This is a genomic window from Castellaniella sp. (assembly GCF_049651205.1).
In the GTDB taxonomy this organism is placed as follows: domain Bacteria; phylum Pseudomonadota; class Gammaproteobacteria; order Burkholderiales; family Burkholderiaceae_B; genus Castellaniella.
In genome coordinates, this window is record NZ_JBASBR010000007.1 from 407877 (window position 1) to 428062 (window position 20186).

The window sequence follows — 20186 nt, forward strand, 5'->3', positions numbered from 1 at the left end:
CAATAAAACGAAAATCAGGCAAGTGCGTAGACTGTTTGACCCTGCAAACGCCAGATATCCGTGAGATAGGTAAAGTTTTCGGAGTGCCCTGCAAACATCAGGCCACCTGGCTTCACCAGACGGGCAAAGCGCTCAAGGATACGGGCTTGTGTCGCCTTATCAAAGTAAATCATCGTATTGCGACAAAAAATAGCGTCAAATTTTTGACTGACCGGCCAACTTGGGGACACCAGGTTGAGCTCCTCAAAAGTAACCATGTTACGGATCACCGGCTTGACCATCGCCATACCCGACTGCCGGCCTGTCCCACGCAAGAAATAGCGCCGGAGAAACTCGGGCGGTACGGGCTTGATACGATCCAGGGTGTAAACACCCTTTTTTGCCTGGGAAAGAATCTGGGTATCAATATCGGTGGCCAGCACCGAAATGCCAGTGTCGTTCTGGCCACAGGCATCGTGCAGCGTCATGGCCAGAGTATAGGGCTCTTCGCCGCTGGATGATGCACAGCACCAGACATTGATCGGCTTGCGCCGCTTACGAACAAACTCGGCCAGAATCTGAAAATGATGCTGTTCGCGAAAGAATGCCGTGTGATTGATGGTGAACGCATTAACGAAATGACCCCACTCATCGGCCTGGGGATTGTGCTCAAGGAAGTTCAGGTAGTCGCGAACCGATCCCAGACCCGCATGATGCGCGCGCAAACCCAGGGTACGGGTAGCCATGTCCCTTTTGTGCTCACCCAGCACAATACCGGCCCGATGGTGCAACAGATCCACTGCGCGCGTCAGATCCTGCCCGTCTGCTTTAGGTAATGCGGGCGAGGAAAAATAACCGACGGACGAAGAGTCGTGGATCATATTATTGGCAAACCATCAACTCTGTTGCAGTGCAAGAGACGGGCGTAGCTGCGGCGTATAGCCCAACTGGCCGCCGTGGACATCGATCACATCACCGCCTTTGGAGATCTGGAAAACCGATACGGCTGCCCCCAGGTTCTCGGCTTGTTCCTGCAGCGAACCCGCTGCACTGGCGGCCTCTTGGACCAGGGCAGCATTTTGCTGCACCACCTGATCCATATCAGTGACTGCAGTATTGATCTGGCCGATCCCTTCGGACTGCTCGCGAGATGCCGCCGAGATCTCGTTCATGATGGCAGTGACGCCCTGCACAGAGCGCACGACTTCTTCCATGATGCGCCCGGCATCCTGGGCGCGTTCTGAACCCTGGCGCACGCGAACCACTGAATCGTCAATCAGGCCTTTGATTTCTTTGGCTGCCTGAGCGCTGCGTTGTGCCAAAGATCGCACCTCGCCTGCCACCACGGCAAAGCCCTTGCCCTGCTCTCCGGCCCGGGCGGCTTCGACAGCCGCGTTAAGTGCCAGAATATTGGTTTGAAATGCAATACCGTCAATTACGCTAACAATATCTGCCATTTTGCTGGAACTATCTGTAATCCCCGCCATCGTCTCTGCCACACTACTAACAGCCTCGCCTCCGCGCAGGGCCACGTCCGCCGCACTTTTGGCCAACTGGTCGGCCTGTGCCGCATTGTCGGCGTTCTGCCGGACGGTACTGGCCAACTGCTCCATACTGGCAGCGGTTTCCTGCAAGGATGCTGCCTGTTGCTCGGTACGGCTGCTGAGGTCGGTGTTACCGGCAAAGATTTCTTGTGAACCAACACGGATTTCGCCCACGCCACTGCGCACCTGTGCCACCATGCGCGCCAGGCCTTCCTGCATCCTTTGCATGGCCAGGTACAGCACCCCAATCTCGTTGCGCGAAGGCACATCAATGGGCGCAGTCAGGTCTCCAGCGGCGATGCGATCAAAGTGCTGGCCCGCCAAATGTAAGGGACGAAGCACCACGCGCACCAAAAATACGTAGGCCAGGAACGCTGCAAGCAGTGCCACCACCATCGACACCCCGACAACGATCATGACCCACTGCAGGTGCTGGTCTTCGGTTTGAAGCGCCCGATTGGCCTCGGCAGCCTGATTTTGCTTTAAAGCCGTGTATGTCTCATCCAGCTTCTGGGCAAGAGGGTCGATCTGGTTTTTTTGCAGCTGGGCGTACTCATCCACACTACCCGCTTTCAGTTTTGCCATGGCTGCCGGCACAGCAACCTCGATCAATTGCTTGAAAGTCTGGCTAACTTTCTGATACCCGCTGCCTTGCCCCAGATACAGCTGGGCTGATCCATCAAACAGGCCCAAGGTTTCAGCAGCACGGTTAAGCGCCGCCTCAGACAGGCTCAGAAATCGACGGGTTTCGTCACTGAACGTAGATGCGCTGTCCTGATCGCCGGCATTCCAGTTGGACAGAATCGCATTATTGGTGAGATCGCTGTTGACAACCACACTGGCCAGCGTCCGTCCCATCAGAACCTGGGCCTGTTGATACTGCCCATAGGCATCATCAAGAATGGAGATGGTTTCCTGACCACGGGTAATCGATTTAAGGGCGTCGTTGTTCATTTTTAATGACAGCACCCCCAGCAAGGCGCCCGACACCAGCATGACAAAGAAAAAGACGAGCACCAGAACCAGGCTGGTGCGAACTTTGAGTGCGCTTACGCGGCGCTTTTTATCGGACAACATGGAATTGAGACCCCTGGGGCATAAGCAATAACAGAATGTGAATCAAGCGACTGCGCTCTCGACCAGCGCCATTTCTTCGCTGGACATGAGTTTTTCGATATCAACCAAAATCAGCATGCGATCACCCACCGTGCCGATACCGGTAAGGTGCTCGGTGGAAAAAGCAGAACCAAACTGGGGCGCCGCACTGATCTGGGAGGACTGCAAGATCAGCACATCAGACACGCCGTCCACCACCACACCAACCACACGCGACCCAATATTGAGAATCACCACCACTGTTTGTGCGGTGTACTGGACATCTTCCATATTGAATTTCATGCGCAGATCGACGATGGGAACGATGACACCGCGCAGATTGGTAACCCCCTTGATGAAGGACGGCACATTGGCGATGCGCGTGACCGTTTGGCTATCGTAGCCACGAATCTCTTGTACCCTCAGGATATCGATTCCATATTCTTGCTGTGCCAGCGTAAAAATGAGGAATTCTTTCCCTTGGGTTTCAGCTGCGTCTGGCTTAGTGTCTGTCAGGTTCATAAGGCCTCCGTTGCAGAGAGTTTGGAGTTAGACGGTGGCAGCCGAACGCATGGTGCTGGCTGCCCGACGCAAGGCAAAAACATCCACAATCAGGGCGACGCTGCCGTCACCCAGAATAGTAGCGGCCGAAATCCCCGGCACCTTGCGATAGTTTGTTTCGAGATTCTTGACCACCACCTGATGCTGCCCAATGAGATGATCCACCATCAAGGCAAACCGCTGATCTTCGGCCTGGAGGATGACCGCAATGGCCTTGGTGAGATCCGTCTCGGCATTGGCCACATTAAAGGTCTCGTGCAGGGCCACAACCGGCAGGTATTCGCCACGCACATGAAGCATTTGCTCGGTGTCAGAGATGCGGTGAATCTGCTCTTCACTGGCTTGCATGGATTCTGTGACATGCGAAAGAGGCAATATGAAGGTTTCTTCGCCCACCTTGACCGACATGCCGTCCAAAATCGCCAAGGTAAGTGGCAACACGATACGAGTGGTGGTGCCCTGTCCCTTGCGTGAAGACAGCTGTACGTGGCCACCCATGCTCTGGATATTACGACGCACTACATCCATGCCTACGCCGCGTCCGGAAATATCGGTCACTTTGTCTGCTGTTGAAAACCCTGGTGCGAAAATCAGTTGCCAGAGGTCGTCATCGGGCGTGGCATCCGACACCGGGAAGCCCTGGGCAATGGCTTTCTTGAGAATTCTTTCGCGGCTCAGCCCGGCACCGTCATCAATTACATCGATGATGATCTGGCCGCCGTTGTGCTGTGCAGACAATATCAGCGTGCCTTCAGGATCCTTATCTTGGGCCATACGGGCCTCAGGTGTCTCGATACCATGATCCAGACTGTTGCGCACCAGATGCGTAAGGGGATCAATAATGCGTTCGATCAGGCTCTTGTCGAGCTCGGTGGCCTGACCCTTGGTGACCAGCTTGATCTGCTTGCCCAGCTTATGCGCGTTTTCGCGCACAACCCGAGGAAACCGGCTGAATACATAGTCCATGGGCATCATGCGGATCGACATGACGGATTCCTGGAGGTCACGGGCGTTACGCTCGAGCTGCTCGATACCATTAAGCAGGCGATCGTGTAGAACCGGATCGAGCGACTGGGATGTTTGCACCAGCATGGCCTGAGTGATCACGAGCTCGCCCACCAGGTTGATGATCTGATCGACTTTTTCGACGCCGACCCGAATGGTGCCGCTTTCTTTTTTGGCCTTGTGCGTCGCAGATTTTCCGGAGCCAACCGGCTGGTCGAGGTGGTGGTCTGCAGGGCTGGAATCGTCGGCTGTCTCGGTATCGGCGGGCGGCTCTGCCGCACTTGCCGATGCATCAGATGCCTGCATCGGCGCTGCCGGCGGCGTGGTGACGCCAGGCAGTGCCTCGTGTGCCACATCCACTTGATCCGCGTTGACAATGAAGCAGCACACGGCTTCGAGGTCGGAGGCAGCTGTCGTGGTTTGGAGCCACAGGGCAAGATGACCATCCTGCTGCTCGCGGTGCAAGATGGTGCCCATCAAGGCCATCTCGTTACACAGGGGTTCGATATCCTTATCCTGAATCTGATGGATGCGTACCCGTACGGGCAGGTTGCCCTGCGTACCTGCAGATGCCGGTGCTGGTTTGGCCGGCACAGGGGCAACGGCAGCCGCAACTGGCGCGGCAGCGGCAGCTGCAGCCGCAGGTGCACTGCCTTGTTCGTGCTCAAGCGCCAACTGGCGCAATTGTGCACAAATCCGCTCGTAAGCCTGCTGGTCAGGTTTTTCAGAACCGCGATACGCAGCCACTTGATCGGTCAGCACGTCTTTGGTCTCCAAAAACAAATCAATCATGTCCTGACGCAGCGCGAGCTCACCATGGCGGATGAGGTCTAGAAGATTTTCAAGCAGGTGTGTCGTTTTGGCGAGCTCTTCGAAACAGCCAAACGTACCTGCCCCGCCCTTGATGGAATGCGCCGCCCGGAAGATACCGTTCAGGTCGTCAGAATCGGGGGCGCTGAGGTCCAGCCTCAGCAGCAGTTGCTCCATGTTGGCCAGCAACTCATCGGCTTCGTCAAAAAACGTGTCATAGAATTCGCTGAGATCCACGCCTGTACCCATGTCTATCTCCAAGCTTATTGACTGGCAGCCGGGGCGGATGTCGCCGCCGGCTGGCCGGAAGGTTGGCTCAAGCCAGGCACATCGGCGCCCGGCTGAGATGGTGCATTATCAGTGCCGACACTGGCTGCGCCTGCCGCCGGTGGTGCCACGTTACCCGGTACCACTGCGGGTGCCTGCGTGGCAGGTTCTGTGGCCACCCCAGGCTGACTGCCGGCACCGGAGGGCTGGCTGTCATTGGTGCTTGGGTGGCTAAGCTCTTCGAGCATGGCCCGAATCCGGGCGCCGCTGGCACCAGCGGTATTTTGGCGATCGATGCGGCGCTCTGCACTGCGATTGAGCACCAGGATGCTGATGCGGCGATTGACTGCCGCCATCGGATCGTCTTCGATCAGATTGACGGTGTCACTGAGACCCAGGATCCGCTTAACCTTTTTTTCGACCAGTCCGCCAGCCACGAGCTCCCGCCGGGCGGCATTGGCCCGATCGGCGGAAAGCTCCCAGTTGCTGTAGCTACGATCACCAGAGGCATACTGCATGGCATCGGTATGCCCGGACAAGGAGATCGAATTGGGGAGCTGATTGATGGGCGGCGCCAGTTCGCGCAGGATATCGCGCATGTACGGCTGCACCCGGGCACTGCCTGTGGCAAACATTGGACGATTTTGCTGGTCGAGGATCTGGATGCGCAAACCATCGGGCGTCATGTCCAGCAACAGTTGCGGGCGAAACTGCTTTAGCACCGGGTTGTTTTCGATCAGATTCTCGAGTTGCTGCTTGAGGTTTTCGAGGTTTTCGAGATCAGCCAGATCACCCGCATCCTGATCGGCCGTGGCAGCGGGGGGCTTGGGACTGACATTGGGAATCACACTGGGCTGCCCACCCGGGATTGCCGATTTGCTGGTATCCAGGTTGGGGCCTCCGGTGACTGCCGTCATCAGAGGCATACGGAAATATTCGGCAATGCCTTGAAGCTCAGTTTTCGGGATCAGCAACAACAGCCACATCACCAAGAAAAACGCCATCATGGCCGTCATGAAATCAGCATATGCGATTTTCCAACTGCCCCCATGATGACTTTCGCCGTAAGCACGCTTACGGCGAACGACAACCCGTCCGGTGTCCTGTTTGGCCATTCTCCCGCCCCTCGCCTACTTGGCGGCCTGGCTCTTGGCCTGGCGCACGTGAGCTTCGAGTTCAGTAAAGGTAGGACGCACCGTGGAGAACAGGATCTTGCGGCCGAACTCAACAGCCAGGGGTGGTGGATAACCGTTCATGCTGGCCAGCAACGTGACCTTGATGCATTCAAGCACCTTGATGGCCGCCACTGACTGACGCTCGACGGCAGCTGCGAAAGGCGCTGCAAAACCGTAAGACAGCAAAATCCCCAAAAAGGTACCCACCATCGCCTTGGCGATGAGGTCTGCCAGCACAGCAGGTGGTTGGTCGACAGAAGCCAGCGCGTGCACCACACCCAAAACGGCCGCCACGATGCCGAACGCCGGCAGGCTGTCAGCCACAGCACGTACGGCATTGATGGGTGTGTTGTGTTCGCTGTGCAAGGCTTCGATTTCCTGATCCATCAGGGTTTCGATCTCGAAGGGGTTCATGTTGCCGCTAATCATGATCCGCAGATAGTCAGTGAGAAACTCCATCAGCTTGGCGTCTTTCTGGATCTGGGGAAACTGCGCGAACACCGCACTGGATTTCGGATCTTCAATGTCCGATTCGATGGACATCAGGCCATCGCGCCGGGCCTTGTTGAGCAGGGTATACAGCAGTGCCAGCAGCTCCATGTAGAGCGTCTTGCCATAGGGATTGCGTTTGAGTGCCTTGGGGATCGCTTCGATCAGCAGCTTGATGGAGGCGCCATTGCTGCCACCCACGTAGGCACCCAGTGCGCAGCCGCCTATGAGAAGGAACTCGAATGGCTGGTAGAGTGCGCCCAGATGACCGCCCACGCCGATGAAGCTGGCAAATACCCCAACCAGGACAATCAGATACCCTAGAACAATAAACACGTGCGCGCGCCTTGAAAGTCGTCAGAATTTTGTTAATGTTCGCCTGATTTCAGGCATTCAAAAGCATGGTTCAACAGGCCTTTTTGTCTGTAAATCACTCGTCTGACTGCAAAGATGCCGCTGCACGTCGTGCCGCTTTGCGTCGTGCGCTGGTTTTACCCGCCCTTGGAGGCGGCTTGCACACGGCACACACGAAGCCAGCTTCGGGGTCGTGCGCATGGGCTACAAACTGCCCACGGCACTGCTGACAGCAGGACAACTGCACCAGACCGCTTTCGAAAAAACGCACCAGCATCCAGGCCCGGGTAAAACTCAATACAGGCTCGTCTGGCAGGGGCTCGCCAGGCTGCAGGCCTGCCGAGGATTGCTCTAGGTAGAGCCGGTATGCCTGCACCAGCGCATACGCCTTGCGTGCCGGCGTAAAGGCGTCGAGATAACGATAGGTGTTGTAGAACAGGCTGGAATGGATATTGGGCAGCCAGGTCATGAACCAGTCGACGGAAAAAGGCAGCATCCCCTTAGGAGGCGAGGCCCCTTTGACTTCGCGATACAGCCGGGCCAGGCGGTCGTAGCTGAGCGAGGTTTCCGCCTGCAACACCTGAAGCCGTGCTCCAAGACGAATCATGTCGGTAGCCAACAGAATGTCGTCGGCCTCGCGAGAAACGCTTTTACTGCTCATGGATCAGGCGGAGATGGGTTCCTGACGGCTCATCAGGATAGTTGAATGTGCCTGCTGCAACACGCCACCAAGCACCTCGTGGGTAAGCGAATTAAGGAGTTGGGCATCATTGAGGCGAAACGCGCACAGCACTGAGTTGGACCCTGCCAGTTTGACGATTTGCGCAGGAGAGAGGCTTAGCACGATTTCTGCAACATCTTGATCGAAGCCAAGCCGAAACATCCCTGCTGCGAGGTTATCGCGCAAAAGACGCTGGGCCAGCATCAGGTAGGACAGATTGACCTCACGAATGTCGTTAAGCAGCGCAGAATCAAGATCGGACATGTTATCCCTTAGATGTAACTTAATGTCTGGAAACCCCTGCAGCAATGGATGCAGCGGGTGCAGAAGTTGAGATTTGTCACATGTTATCAAGTTACAAAGATCAAATTAAGACATAAAAGAAACAATTTCATGCACTTTTTACATGGACAGACAGAGTATACCGTTAAATGAGCGTATTTTTGGCGCTAATTTTCTACTTAGAAATACTAATGTTGACTTTTAATTATTTCTTTTATTAACAAAAGTTGACAGATACATTTGGATTTAAGTAGGAACCCGCTTATATTGCGCCGCAAGCGCAAGAAAAGCATCCAAATTACCATCCGAGCGAATTTCTTGCTGCAGAATTGCTGAAACCCGAGGCGCCACCTGAGCCGCTAATGTGGCGTCAAGAAACAACATCCTGTGGCGCCGAGCCAACACATCCGCAACCGTCTGCGCGTACTCATAGCGCGCAGCATAACGCACCATGGCCTCGGTTAAGCCCAGGCCCAGCTCGATATCGGCCCCTGGCAAGGCCTGCACAGCTGCAGCCTCGGTGCCATAGCACTGCAGGCCCGGAGATGCCCCCAACGACGGCCAGGGCTGCTGCCTGTCGGGTGCACCCAACAGCGCAAACCGCGCAGTCTGGCATTTGGGCAATGGGTTGAGCAGGCCTGCTTGCACACAGTGCTGCAAGACATCCTCAGCCATAGCACGGTAGGTTGTCCACTTGCCACCGGTGACTGTAACCAGCCCCGAAGGACTGACGCGAACGGTGTGTTCTCTACTGATTGATTTGGTGCTTCCGGCATCGGCATCCGGACGCACCAGTGGGCGCAAGCCCACCCAGACGCTGCGCACATCCGCCGCCTGCGGTGCACGGGCCAGCACATGGGCGGATTCTCTAAGAATAAAGGCAGCTTCTTCTGCCAGCGCATGCGGTTCGCGCTCGACATGATCCCGAGGTGTATCGGTGGTACCTAATATGACATGACCCAGCCAGGGCACGGCAAACAGCACCCGGCCATCCCGCGTGTGCGGTACCAGCAAGGCATGATCAGAAGGTAAAAACGAACGATCGACCACCAAGTGGACACCCTGGCTGGGTGCCACCATAGGCCGCACCCGCTGGCCGCGTGCTGCGTCGTCCAGTTGCCGGAGGGCATCTACCCAGACACCCGTGGCATTAATGACGCAGCGTGCGCGCACCTGCCCTTCGAGGGGCTGATCAGAGGCCGCCAACCCGTCTTTCCAGCGTACGCCACAGATACGCCCGTCCTCGTGGAGAATATCCACAGCCGGACAATAATTGACCAGCAAGGCGCCTTGCGCAGCGGCGGTGCGGGCCAGTGTGAGCGCCAGACGCGCATCATCAAACTGGCCGTCCCAATATTTGACGCCGCCGTACAGATGCTGTGCATTGACCCCCGGCAATTGCGCCAGGGTGCTGGATTTACCCAACCAGCGGGTCTTGCCCAGGCTCGCAGCACCTGCCAGGGCGTCGTACATTTTTAGCCCGATACCATAAAACGGCACTTCCCAGGGGCGATAGGCAGGCATGATGAACGCCAGCGGCTGAGCCAGGTGAGGTGCATTGTTGAGTAGCGCACGGCGCTCGTGCAATGCCTCGCGCACCAACCCGATATTGCCCTGAGCCAGGTAGCGCACGCCCCCATGCACCAATTTGGTGGCGCGCGAAGACGTGCCGCCTGCAAAATCGTGCGACTCGAGCAGCAACACGGACAGCCCGCGCAAGCGGGCGTCCAGTGCCACCCCCAGCCCACTGGCCCCGCCGCCAATGACAACCAGATCAACTGCCTCGAGGGAGACAAGCTCGGCTAGCAGTTGAGCCCGGTTGGTGACAGCCGGCGACGGGACAGTGGTTTGAGACATGACATCCATACCCTTAACGGACGCGACCTTCCTTCCAGGCCTGCAACAATGAATCGTAGGAAACCGTTTCAGGTTTCGGGCTTTCATTGGCCAACTTCTTCCAGGGGGCGTGATCGTCGCTGAGCCACTTGGACGGATCGCTCTTGGGATTGAGCTTGGGGGTGCAACGTTTCATCCCGGCACGCTCGAGACGGGCCATGACCTTGTCCATATCAGTGGCGAGGTTATCCATAGCCTGCTGAGGCGTTTTCTCGCCGGCAATGGCCTGCGAGATGTTGCGCCACCACAACTGGGCCAGCTTGGGGTAATCCGGCACGTTGGTGCCCGTGGGTGTCCAGGCCACCCGCGCAGGGCTGCGATAGAACTCAATCAGGCCGCCATAACGGTTGGCGTTCTTGGTGAAGAAATCGCTACGGATATCGCTGTCGCGAATAAATGTCAGGCCCTTGATGGATTTTTTGAGCGAGGTGGTTTTGGCCGTCACAAACTGCGCATACAGCCAGGCAGCTGCCACCTTATCGGGATCATGATCCTTGAAGAACGTCCAGGAACCCACATCCTGATAGCCGTTTTGCATCCCCTCTTTCCAGTAAGGGCCATGCGGCGCAGGTGCCATTCGCCACTTGGGCGAACCGTCTTCGTTGACAACCGGCAAGCCCTTTTTGGTCATGTCGGCAGTAAAGGCTGTGTACCAGAAGATCTGCTGGGCGATTTCACCCTGGGCAGGCACCGGGCCCGACTCGGAGAACGTCATGCCCATGGCTTCTTTGGGCGCGTAGCTTTTCATCCAGTCGATGTACTTGGTCAGTGCGTATACAGCGGCCGGCGAGTTGGTGGCCCCGCCACGCGCCACGGATGCGCCAACCGGGGTGCAGTTATCGTCCGCGACACGGATACCCCATTCGTCAACCGGCAAGCCGTTGGGCGTGCCTTTGTCGGCCGAGCCCGCCATCGACAACCAGGCGTCTGTGAAGCGCCAGCCCAGGGAAGGGTCTTTCTTGCCGTAATCCATATGGCCATAAATAGGCTTGCCATCAATGGTTTTCACATCATCAGTAAAGAACTTGGCAATGTCTTCGTATGCCGACCAGGTGATGGGCACGCCGAGATCGTATCCATATTTGGCCTTGAATTTCTCTTTGAGGTCAGGCCGGTTGAAGAGGTCGTAGCGGAACCAGTACAGATTAGCAAACTGCTGGTCGGGCAGCTGATACATATTGCCGTCCGGCGCCGTGGTGAACGACGTACCAATGAAATCCTTGAGATCAAGCCCGGGGTTGGTGAACTCTTTGCCCGCACCTTTCATATAGTCGGTCAGCGACAGCACTTCACCATAGCGATAGTGCATCCCGATGAGGTCGGAGTCGGAGATCCAGCCATCGTAAATGGATTTGCCAGACAACATCGACGTTTGCAGCTTTTCGACCACATCCCCTTCTTGGATGAGGTCGTGGTTGACCTTGATGCCGGTGATTTCCTCGAAGGCCTTGGCAAGCACCTTGGACTCGTATTCGTGGGTGGTCAGGGTTTCGGAGACCACGTTGATCTCGTTGACCCCTTTGGCTTTGAGTTTGGCAGCCGCATCAATAAACCACTGCATCTCTGCTTTTTGCTGGTCTTTATTCAGCGTCGATGGCTGAAACTCGGTGTTGATCCACTTCTCGGCTTCGGCCATGCCGGCCCATGCGGCCTGGCTGCCCAGGGCGCAGGCCATAGCCAGCGCCACTGCAGTGTAGCGAAATCTCATATTGCTCTCCTCAGGTTTTATCGTGTCTGCCCCGATACTTTGATCCGGTGCCGCTGCGGGGCACAGCAAGACACCAGGCAACAGCCGGGACACTACCCGACTGCCCTTTGGTTTTTGATTTATCCCTTGCGCATGATGAATACCAGCACCACCATGGAGATGACGAAACTGATCCATACGGAAGGCTCGGCCTGCAAGGAGAACCAGTTTTCCCATTGTTCGCCCAAGCCCAAAAAGCCCAGATTGATGTATGCGGCAACCAGCAAACCGATGAACAAACGATCACCGCGTGTGGTAGCCATGGGCAAAAAGCCCTTGCGCAATACATTGGGTGACTTGATCTCCCAAATTGTCATGCCCGTCAGCAGCAGTACCACGCAAATAAAAAACACGGCAGTGGGCACTGTCCAGACCATCCAGTCAAGCATCTTGCACCCCCTTAAACGCGACCCATTGCGAAGCCTTTCGCAATGTAATGACGAACAAACCAGATCACGATGGCGCCCGGCACAATGGTGAGCGTGCCGGCAGCTGCCAGCGTCGCCCAGTCCATCCCGGACGCTGACACCGTGCGCGTCATAATCGCGGCAATCGGCTTGGCATCCACGCTGGTGAGTGTCCGTGCCAGCAAAAGCTCGACCCAGCTGAACATGAAACAGAAAAATGCCGCCACGCCGACACCCGATTTAATGAGCGGCAGGAAAATCGTGATGAAAAATCGTGGAAAGCTGTAGCCATCGATATATGCTGTTTCATCGATCTCGCGCGGAATGCCGCTCATGAAGCCCTCCAGGATCCACACAGCCAGCGGCACGTTGAACAGGAGATGCGCCAGGGCAACTGCCCAATAGGTATCCAGCAGCCCCAGCGTTGCATACAGCTGGAAAAAGGGCAGTAGAAACACTGCTGGCGGCGTCATGCGATTGGTGAGCAGCCAGAAGAACACGTGCTTGTCGCCCAAAAATGAGTATCGGGAGAACGCGTACGCGGCAGGCAAGGCCACCGAAATGGCCATCACCATATTAAGCAGGACATAAGCCAGGCTATTGACGTAGCCCATATACCAGGAGGGATCTGTGAGTATGGTGCGGTAGTTGGCCAAGGTGAATTCTCGTGGAAAGATCGAGAACTCGGCCAGGATGCCCTGGTTGGTTTTGAAGCTCATGACTACCATCCAGTAGACAGGAACCAGAGCAAACAACAGATACAGCAGCAAAAACACCGTGCGCTTGCGCGGCAACCAAACGGGTTTAGTCATGATGAACCTCGCGGCTGCCGGTGCCCACGCGCAGCATCCAGTTATACAGAACAAAGCAGAACAGCAGAATAATCAGGAAGTAAATCAGCGAGAACGCCGCTGCCGGCCCCATATCAAACTGACCAATCGCTTTTTGCGTAAGGTACTGGCTTAAAAAAGTAGTGGAGTTGCCCGGGCCACCGCCCGTCAGGACAAAAGGCTCGGTGTAGATCATGAAGCTGTCCATAAAACGCAGCAGCACGGCAATCATCAGCACCCCGCGCAGCTTGGGCAGCTGGATGTACCGAAACACCGCCCACTTGCTTGCGCCATCAATACTGGCCGCCTGATAGTAGGCCTCGGGGATGGATTGCAAACCGGCATATGCCAGCAGCGCCACCAGGGGTGTCCAGTGCCAGACATCCATCAGCAACACGGTCAGCCAGGCCTGAACCGGGTTGCCCACATAGCTATAGTCGATGCCCAATTGCGTCAATGCCCAGCCAAACAGGCCAATATCGGTGCGCCCGAAAATCTGCCAGATGGTCCCCACGACGTTCCAGGGGATGAGCAGCGACAAAGAGATAATGACCAGCACAGCCGAGGCCCGCCACCCCTTGGCCGGCATGGACAGGGCCAGCATCACACCCAGTGGCAGCTCGATCGCCAGCACAGCCCCTGAAAACATCAGCTGGCGCCAGAGCGCAGCGTGCAGGTCTTCGTCGCGCATGATGCTGGCAAACCATTCGGTACCCACAAACACCGCCTGATTTGGGCCCAGGATATCCTGCACCGAATAATTGACAACGGTCATCAGGGGGATGATGGCCGAAAACGACACACAGACAATCACAGGCAGAATCAGCCACCAGGCCTTTTGATTGACAGGTTTTGTGATGGTACTCATGGGATGAGTTCCTCGTTTTGGTAGAAACACGTGTGCGCATCCAGCAGCGCCACATGAATGTCGGAGCCTGCAGCGGGTACTGGCGCGTCTACAGGCAAATGAGCCTTGATGTCGAGGCCCTGTACTTGAGCGCTGAGCAACTGGCTGGTACCCAGATGGCGCACCCACTGCACAGTGGCAGGCACGGTATCTGCCGCAGGCTGTGCATGCACCTGCAGGTACTCGGGCCGGATACCCAGCGTGAGTGGCCCTTCTGGCAACGACAAGGCCTGAGCGCCCTGAAGGGCCTGCTGACCAAGCCACAGAGAGCGGTCTGCCCGGCACTGCACGGGCAGAAGATTCATGCCAGGTGAGCCAATGAAATGTCCTACAAACGTGTGCCGCGGGCGCTCGAAGAGATCTGCCGGCGTACCCTGCTGAACGACACGGCCGCGAGCCATGACCAAAACCTGGTCGGCAAATGTCATGGCCTCTACTTGGTCGTGGGTGACATAAATGAGTGTGAGGCCAAGCTCGTGGTGAATCTCTTTTAGCTTGCGGCGCAGCTCCCATTTGAGGTGGGGATCGATCACGGTGAGAGGCTCGTCGAACAGGACAGCCGACACATCCGGCCGAACCAGACCACGCCCCAAAGAGATTTTTTGCTTGGCATCTGCAGCCAGATTGGCGGCACGTTGATCCAGAAACGCAGACAGGTCGAGCATTTCGGCGACCTGCCCCACCCGCTGCTTGATTTGCTGTGCAGGCACCCTGCGATTGCGCAAAGGAAACGCGAGGTTTTCACCTACCGTCATAGTGTCGTAGATCACGGGAAACTGAAACACCTGAGCGATATTGCGTTGCTGGGGCGTATCCCGGGTACGATCGACACCATCAAACTGAACCGTGCCATGCGAGGCGGTAACCAAGCCGGAAATAATATTGAGCATGGTGGTTTTGCCGCAACCCGAGGGGCCCAGCAAAGCATAGGCGCCACCATTCTCAAAACAGATTTTCAGCGGCAACAGCGCGTAGTCGGCATCAGAGTGCACGACCTTCTGGTAGCTATGCGCCAGGTCGAGATCAATGCGAGCCATGATTAACCTCCGGTGCGCGCAGCAGGGATCCGTCCTGGGCAAACAAAAATACGCGCCGACTGGAAAAATGCAGGGTCAGCATGTCGCCCAAGTGGTAATGACTGACCCCCGGCACCTGGGCAATCATGGCTCCGACGGGCGTATCGACATGGACGTAGGTGGCCGAGCCGGAAATTTCGGCTAGCTGCACTTGACCTTGCAGCTGGCAATCAGCCCCTTGCGAATGAAAGGACAGATCGGCTGCACGCAGGCCCAGCGTAACTGGGCCTGGTGCCACTGGCGCATCCAGCGCAACTGACAAGGCGGTATCGCCCACTACCCGGACAACCCCGGCTTCGGTCTGTGCAGACAGGAAGTTCATGGGAGGATCACTGAAGGCGCGGGCGGCCCGAATGGACACCGGATGGTTAAAGACATCAATGGTGGGGCCATACTGCAAAACCTCGCCCTCATCCAAAATGGCGGTATACCCCCCAAGCAGCAGCGCCTCGCCGGGCTCGGTGGTGGCGTACACCACGGTAGAGCGTCCCTGCGTAAACATCACCCCAAGCTCTTCGCGCAAATCCTCGCGCAACTTGTAATCCAGATTGACCAGTGGCTCGTCGAGCAACATCAGAGGCGCATCTTTGGCTAAGGCTCGGGCCAAGGCCACCCGCTGCTGCTGGCCACCAGAGAGCTCGGCCGGCAGGCGTTGGAGGAATTCTTCGATGTGCAGCGTGCGTGCGATCTCCTGGACGCGGGCCTGAATATCGTGCTGTCCACGCAAGCGCATAGGCGAGGCGATATTGCCCGCGACTGTCATGGAGGGGTAATTGATGAACTGCTGATACACCATGGCAATATTTCGGTGGCGCACCGGCACGCCGGTGACGTCGGCACCATCCACTTTTATCTGACCCGACGAGGGTTCATCAAGCCCCGCCATGATGCGCATCAGACTGGTTTTACCAGCACGGGTAGACCCCAACAACACGGTCAGGGCGGATTCCTGCAAGGTGAAATCCAGGGGATACAACCAGGTTTCTGCACCCACCTGCTTGCTCACCCCAGCCAGTTCTAGCTGCATGAAAACCCTCTCTGTATGTTTCTATTTTGAGCATTATTGTTCGTTTCTTATTCGTATGCCGCTAGTAAAAACCCTAGGGTCGGTTCTTTTTTTTTCGTTGTACATTCGTTCTGTTCATATTTCGGCGAACACCATGAGTCTTAATCCGCGGCAGATCCGGCTGCTCAAGCAACTGCACCTCAATGGCGCCTGCAGTCTAGAAGATCTCGCCCGGCATCTGCAGGTAACGGTACAAACTGTCCGGCGGGATGTGCAGCGGCTGGCAGAAACCAACCAATTGGTCAGGTTTCATGGTGGCGCACGCTTGCCTGCCTCTACCACCGAAAACATCGCCTACCGGCAACGGGCGCAATTGCATGCAAACGAAAAACAACGCATCGCGCAGGCCATTGCACGCGAAATCCCCAACGACTGTTCATTGATGATCAACATCGGCACCACCACCGAGGCGATCGCCCAGGCACTCAGCGGCCATACGGGGCTGCGCATCATCACCAACAATGTCAATGTGGTGCACACTCTGGGACATCAGCCTGGCTGTGAGGTTCTTCTGGCTGGCGGCACCGTACGGCCGCGTGATCTGGCCATCGTGGGAGAAGCCACGGTAGAGTTCATCCGCCAGTTTCGGGTGGATATCGCTCTGATGGGCATTTCAGGCATCGAAGACGACGGCACCCTGCGCGACTACGATTATCGTGAAGTCAAAGTATCCCAAGCCATCATGCAGTCGGCCCACGAAGTCTGGATGGCCTGCGACACCAGCAAGTTCAATCGTCCGGCCATGGTGCGGCTGGGCAATCTATCCCAGATTGACCGTCTGTTTACTGGTGCAACACCACCTGAGCCCTTTCCGGCCCTGCTGAAAGAAGCGCACGTCGACTGTGTCATTGCACCCGAGGACCAAGCATGACTTACCTGATTGCCCTGGATCAGGGCACCTCCAGTACCCGCAGCATTGTGTTCGATCACAAGGGTCGCATCGTGGGCCTTGCCCAACGCGAATTTACCCAACACTATCCCCAGCCGGGATGGGTGGAGCACGATGCCATGGAAATCTGGCACACGCAGCGCGACACCCTGCGCGAGGCGGTAAACCGGGCGGGTATTTCGGCCCGCGAGATTCATGCCATCGGCATTACCAATCAACGCGAAACCACGGTGGTCTGGGACAAAAAAACCGGGCAACCGATTCACCACGCCATTGTCTGGCAAGACCGGCGGGCAGAACCCACTTGTGTCCAGTTGCGCAGCCAGGGCCTTGAGCCCACCATCCTGCAGCGCACAGGCCTGCGTATCGACGCCTATTTTTCAGCCACCAAACTGAAGTGGATTCTGGATAATGTGCCAGGTGCCCGCCAGCGCGCAGAAGCCGGCGAGCTATTGTTTGGCACCGTGGACAGCTGGCTGATCTGGCAGCTTACCAGCGGCCAGCACCATCTCACCGACGTCAGCAACGCGGCACGCACGATGCTGATGGACATCCACCGCAATGCCTGGGATACCGAGCTGCTGGACGCCCTGGAGATTCCAGCGGCAATGATGCCGCATATCCTGCCGTCTTCGGCTGACTTCGGCACTATCGACACAAACATTCTGGATCATCCAGTCCCTATCTGCGGGGTCGCGGGCGACCAGCAAAGCGCGCTGTTTGGCCAGGCCTGCTTTAAACCTGGCATGGTTAAAAACACTTATGGCACAGGATGCTTCATGTTGATGCACACAGGCACGCAGTTTCAGGTGTCCGAAAACGGCCTGGTAACCACCAGCGCAGCACAGCCCGACTCCCAGGCAGCCTATGCCCTGGAGGGCAGCGTATTTGTAGGCGGCGCAGTCGTGCAATGGCTGCGCGACGGCCTGCGGGCATTTAGCCGCAGCAGCGACATCGAAGCCATGGCGGGCAGTGTCAGCGACTCTGGTGGCGTCATGCTGGTGCCCGCGTTTACCGGGCTGGGCGCCCCCTGGTGGGATCCCGACGCACGCGGCACAATCACAGGCCTGACGCGTGGCACAACGATGGCACACATTGCCCGGGCGGCTCTGGAAAGCATCGCCTATCAAAGCGCTGCCCTGCTGCATGCCATGAGCCGCGACGCACAACAGGCCGGTGTGGGCACCTTGCAGGCGCTAAGGGTGGATGGCGGCGCCTGCGTCAACGACCTGCTGATGCAGTTCCAGGCAGATCTCCTGGGGATCCCCGTACAACGCCCCACCATGGTAGAAACCACAGCACTGGGTTCCGCCTTTTTGGCCGGGCTGCAATCGGGCCTGTACGCCAATCTGGACGAACTCGAATCCCTGTGGCGGATCGAGCGCCAGTTTGACCCAATCATGCCACGCGACGAAGCACAAGAGCGGCTGGCCCAATGGGATCATGCGATCCGCCAGACCATGGCCCGCTAAGCAACCGGTATCCCTTAGAATGGCAGCATAGCCGGTGGCCGCTGCCATCCTCCTCCAGGACACTATCGGTCTCATGTTTAAAAAAATCACCCTGATCATCGCCATTTTTGTGGTGATTCTGCTGGCCCTCAGCTTTGGCGAAGCAGCCTTTGGCCAAGTCTTTGCCTGGATCTCCCGGCTGACAGGCCTATTGATCCACAACTTTGGCGATCTCTTTGCCGCGATCGGCACCTATCTGCGGGCGCACACGGGCAAGGTGCTACTGGCGCTGCTGCTCACGATTCCCGTAAGCCTCTGGATCCTGCGATCGCATCGCGACACGCTCGGGCGCCCCACCTCGCAACGGCGCATTGCGATTTTCCTGGCCATCTTTTTGGGCTGGCTGGGGGCACACCGATTTTTTCTCGGGCAAGTGGGCTGGGGGATCGGCTTTCTGTTTATCACCTGGATTTTCATCCCGCTGGCTGCTGTCCTGGGGCTGATTGACGCCGCGCGCTATTTGTTCATGGACGACGAGACCTTCGCAGCCACCCAGTTGCACGCCTGATGTTCTCGGGCGCGCTGTCTTTTTTGCAGCAACCCTTTTTGCCGACAGCCTGTGCTGATGCCCTCACCTGACACACTCCCCTATCAGTTGATGGATCTGGGGGCCTGCCCGCACGGCGGGCCGCTGGCCGACGCACATCTGCTGCAAGCAGCTGCGCAGCACCCCGTGGCCTGTCTCTGGAGCGCACCACAGTGCTTGGTAGTACCCCGCACTTATGCGGCAAAACCCGGCTTTGCCCAGGCGCAACAAACCATGAATGCGCAGGGATGGCCGGTCTATGTCCGCCAATCGGGCGGCGGTGTCGTCCCGCAAGGAGCGGGTATCCTGAACCTGAGTCTGGCCCGATTATTTTCTGGCCGCCCCCTGGATCACTCGGAAGATTTTTATCAGCAATTGTGCAGCATCATTGCCAGTGCCCTGCTGTTTTTTGGCATCGAAGCCCGTGCGCAGGCGGTAGAAGGCTCGTTTTGTGACGGCCGTTTTAATCTGGCCGTAGGTAACCCGGCAAAGAAAATAGCGGGTACCGCGCAGTGGTGGCGCCGCCAGACCCCTGCCAGTGGCGCGCCTGTCGCCGGCACGACGCCATCAGAGCAACATATCGGGCTGGTGCATGCACTGATCCTGCTGGATTGCGACACCGACACCGCCACCCGCCAGGCCAACGCCCTCGAAGAAGCGCTGGGCAGCACACGACGCTACCGGGCTGACCGCATTGTGTCCCTGGATACGCTGATTCCCCCCGAGAATCGCGCGCAATTTCAAGACCGGTTTCGCACCCGCTTGATACAGTGCATTCCCGGTGGCGGCATACGCCTATCCCAGGAATCCCCCATCAGCTGACGCAGGCGGCCTGTAGCGCCCACCAATCGGCGGCAACCCTTGCCGCAGGCAGGCTGCGCACCTACAATCAATATCGTTTTACCCATTTTCGAGCCTCGCTAGGGGTGCCGCTTTGGCGGCTGAGACAGTCCCTTCGAACCTGATTGAGATCATCCTCGCGCAGGAAAGCAGCTCGCCATGGCGATGGCCTGCCGTCGCACGCGCCTGCTACCTGCATATTGCATGTA

General features: G+C 57.2%; 19 protein-coding genes and 1 riboswitch. Of the genes, 4 read left to right on the forward strand and 15 right to left on the reverse strand.

What is annotated here, in order from left to right:
• Nucleotides 1-14 precede the first annotated feature (14 nt).
• From WA928_RS05575 to WA928_RS05645, 15 genes are all read right to left on the reverse strand, one after another.
• Nucleotides 15-860, reverse strand: a complete 846-nt coding sequence (locus tag WA928_RS05575; protein WP_424300613.1) for a CheR family methyltransferase — start codon at nt 858-860, stop codon at nt 15-17.
• 15 nt (nt 861-875) lie between these two features.
• The gene (locus tag WA928_RS05580) at nt 876-2600 is read right to left on the reverse strand and encodes a methyl-accepting chemotaxis protein (protein WP_424300616.1); all 1725 of its coding nucleotides are present in this window, start codon (nt 2598-2600) and stop codon (nt 876-878) included.
• Nucleotides 2601-2642: 42 nt separating this feature from the next.
• Nucleotides 2643-3140: a chemotaxis protein CheW gene (locus WA928_RS05585; protein WP_424300619.1), complete on the reverse strand. Its 498-nt coding sequence runs from the start codon at nt 3138-3140 to the stop codon at nt 2643-2645.
• Between the two features lie 27 nt (nt 3141-3167).
• The gene (gene cheA, locus WA928_RS05590; protein WP_424300622.1) at nt 3168-5243 is read right to left on the reverse strand and encodes a chemotaxis protein CheA; all 2076 of its coding nucleotides are present in this window, start codon (nt 5241-5243) and stop codon (nt 3168-3170) included.
• Nucleotides 5244-5257: 14 nt separating this feature from the next.
• Nucleotides 5258-6376: a flagellar motor protein MotB gene (motB, locus tag WA928_RS05595; RefSeq protein ID WP_424300625.1), complete on the reverse strand. Its 1119-nt coding sequence runs from the start codon at nt 6374-6376 to the stop codon at nt 5258-5260.
• Nucleotides 6377-6391: 15 nt separating this feature from the next.
• Nucleotides 6392-7261, reverse strand: coding sequence for a flagellar motor stator protein MotA (motA, locus tag WA928_RS05600; protein ID WP_424300628.1), 870 nt, complete (start codon nt 7259-7261; stop codon nt 6392-6394).
• 94 nt (nt 7262-7355) lie between these two features.
• A complete protein-coding gene (flhC, locus tag WA928_RS05605; RefSeq protein WP_424300631.1) occupies nt 7356-7940 on the reverse strand; it encodes a flagellar transcriptional regulator FlhC in 585 nt (194 codons plus the stop codon).
• Between the two features lie 3 nt (nt 7941-7943).
• Nucleotides 7944-8264: a flagellar transcriptional regulator FlhD gene (gene flhD, locus WA928_RS05610; RefSeq protein WP_424300634.1), complete on the reverse strand. Its 321-nt coding sequence runs from the start codon at nt 8262-8264 to the stop codon at nt 7944-7946.
• Nucleotides 8265-8528: 264 nt separating this feature from the next.
• Nucleotides 8529-10139: an FAD-dependent oxidoreductase gene (locus tag WA928_RS05615; protein WP_424300637.1), complete on the reverse strand. Its 1611-nt coding sequence runs from the start codon at nt 10137-10139 to the stop codon at nt 8529-8531.
• A 13-nt stretch (nt 10140-10152) separates the two neighbouring features.
• The gene (locus WA928_RS05620) at nt 10153-11886 is read right to left on the reverse strand and encodes an ABC transporter substrate-binding protein (protein ID WP_424300640.1); all 1734 of its coding nucleotides are present in this window, start codon (nt 11884-11886) and stop codon (nt 10153-10155) included.
• 119 nt (nt 11887-12005) lie between these two features.
• A complete protein-coding gene (locus WA928_RS05625; protein WP_350383347.1) occupies nt 12006-12314 on the reverse strand; it encodes a DUF2160 domain-containing protein in 309 nt (102 codons plus the stop codon).
• Nucleotides 12315-12325: 11 nt separating this feature from the next.
• The gene (locus WA928_RS05630; RefSeq protein ID WP_424300645.1) at nt 12326-13144 is read right to left on the reverse strand and encodes a carbohydrate ABC transporter permease; all 819 of its coding nucleotides are present in this window, start codon (nt 13142-13144) and stop codon (nt 12326-12328) included.
• Nucleotides 13137-14030 carry a carbohydrate ABC transporter permease gene (locus tag WA928_RS05635; protein WP_424300648.1) on the reverse strand — a complete coding sequence of 298 codons (894 nt, stop codon included), beginning with the start codon at nt 14028-14030 and terminating at the stop codon, nt 13137-13139. The genes WA928_RS05630 and WA928_RS05635 overlap by 8 nt, the downstream gene beginning before the upstream one ends.
• Nucleotides 14027-15106, reverse strand: a complete 1080-nt coding sequence (locus WA928_RS05640) for an ABC transporter ATP-binding protein (RefSeq protein WP_424300651.1) — start codon at nt 15104-15106, stop codon at nt 14027-14029. The genes WA928_RS05635 and WA928_RS05640 overlap by 4 nt, the downstream gene beginning before the upstream one ends.
• Nucleotides 15093-16172: an ABC transporter ATP-binding protein gene (locus WA928_RS05645; protein ID WP_424300654.1), complete on the reverse strand. Its 1080-nt coding sequence runs from the start codon at nt 16170-16172 to the stop codon at nt 15093-15095. The genes WA928_RS05640 and WA928_RS05645 overlap by 14 nt, the downstream gene beginning before the upstream one ends.
• A 133-nt stretch (nt 16173-16305) precedes the next feature.
• On the opposite strand from WA928_RS05645, the gene WA928_RS05650 reads away from it, so the two are divergent.
• From WA928_RS05650 to WA928_RS05665, 4 genes are all read left to right on the forward strand, one after another.
• Complete coding sequence (locus tag WA928_RS05650) at nt 16306-17082, forward strand: DeoR/GlpR family DNA-binding transcription regulator (protein WP_424300657.1); 777 nt, start codon at nt 16306-16308, stop codon at nt 17080-17082.
• On the forward strand, nt 17079-18572 hold the full coding sequence (gene glpK / locus WA928_RS05655; protein ID WP_424300660.1) for a glycerol kinase GlpK: 1494 nt from the start codon (nt 17079-17081) through the stop codon (nt 18570-18572). Before WA928_RS05650 ends, glpK begins: the two co-directional genes overlap by 4 nt.
• Nucleotides 18573-18645: 73 nt before the next feature.
• Nucleotides 18646-19119 carry a TM2 domain-containing protein gene (locus tag WA928_RS05660; protein ID WP_424300663.1) on the forward strand — a complete coding sequence of 158 codons (474 nt, stop codon included), beginning with the start codon at nt 18646-18648 and terminating at the stop codon, nt 19117-19119.
• Between the two features lie 57 nt (nt 19120-19176).
• A complete protein-coding gene (locus tag WA928_RS05665) occupies nt 19177-19959 on the forward strand; it encodes a lipoyl protein ligase domain-containing protein (RefSeq protein ID WP_424300666.1) in 783 nt (260 codons plus the stop codon).
• Nucleotides 19960-20049: 90 nt separating this feature from the next.
• Nucleotides 20050-20142: riboswitch (TPP riboswitch) on the forward strand.
• Nucleotides 20143-20186: the final 44 nt, after the last annotated feature.

Excerpts from the sequence above, each read along its gene's own strand:
- WA928_RS05620 (WP_424300640.1), bottom strand. The coding sequence starts at position 11,886 with ATGAGATTTCGCTACACTGCAGTGGCGCTGGCTATGGCCTGCGCCCTG.
- WA928_RS05575 (WP_424300613.1), bottom strand. The coding sequence starts at position 860 with ATGATCCACGACTCTTCGTCCGTCGGTTATTTTTCCTCGCCCGCATTA.
- WA928_RS05640 (WP_424300651.1), bottom strand. The coding sequence starts at position 15,106 with ATGGCTCGCATTGATCTCGACCTGGCGCATAGCTACCAGAAGGTCGTG.
- WA928_RS05660 (WP_424300663.1), top strand. The coding sequence starts at position 18,646 with ATGTTTAAAAAAATCACCCTGATCATCGCCATTTTTGTGGTGATTCTG.
- motB (WP_424300625.1), bottom strand. The coding sequence starts at position 6,376 with ATGGCCAAACAGGACACCGGACGGGTTGTCGTTCGCCGTAAGCGTGCT.
- glpK (WP_424300660.1), top strand. The coding sequence starts at position 17,079 with ATGACTTACCTGATTGCCCTGGATCAGGGCACCTCCAGTACCCGCAGC.
- WA928_RS05585 (WP_424300619.1), bottom strand. The coding sequence starts at position 3,140 with ATGAACCTGACAGACACTAAGCCAGACGCAGCTGAAACCCAAGGGAAA.
- WA928_RS05665 (WP_424300666.1), top strand. The coding sequence starts at position 19,177 with ATGCCCTCACCTGACACACTCCCCTATCAGTTGATGGATCTGGGGGCC.
- WA928_RS05625 (WP_350383347.1), bottom strand. The coding sequence starts at position 12,314 with ATGCTTGACTGGATGGTCTGGACAGTGCCCACTGCCGTGTTTTTTATT.
- WA928_RS05580 (WP_424300616.1), bottom strand. The coding sequence starts at position 2,600 with ATGTTGTCCGATAAAAAGCGCCGCGTAAGCGCACTCAAAGTTCGCACC.
- flhD (WP_424300634.1), bottom strand. The coding sequence starts at position 8,264 with ATGTCCGATCTTGATTCTGCGCTGCTTAACGACATTCGTGAGGTCAAT.
- WA928_RS05635 (WP_424300648.1), bottom strand. The coding sequence starts at position 14,030 with ATGAGTACCATCACAAAACCTGTCAATCAAAAGGCCTGGTGGCTGATT.
- cheA (WP_424300622.1), bottom strand. The coding sequence starts at position 5,243 with ATGGGTACAGGCGTGGATCTCAGCGAATTCTATGACACGTTTTTTGAC.
- flhC (WP_424300631.1), bottom strand. The coding sequence starts at position 7,940 with ATGAGCAGTAAAAGCGTTTCTCGCGAGGCCGACGACATTCTGTTGGCT.
- WA928_RS05645 (WP_424300654.1), bottom strand. The coding sequence starts at position 16,172 with ATGCAGCTAGAACTGGCTGGGGTGAGCAAGCAGGTGGGTGCAGAAACC.
- WA928_RS05650 (WP_424300657.1), top strand. The coding sequence starts at position 16,306 with ATGAGTCTTAATCCGCGGCAGATCCGGCTGCTCAAGCAACTGCACCTC.
- WA928_RS05630 (WP_424300645.1), bottom strand. The coding sequence starts at position 13,144 with ATGACTAAACCCGTTTGGTTGCCGCGCAAGCGCACGGTGTTTTTGCTG.
- WA928_RS05615 (WP_424300637.1), bottom strand. The coding sequence starts at position 10,139 with ATGTCTCAAACCACTGTCCCGTCGCCGGCTGTCACCAACCGGGCTCAA.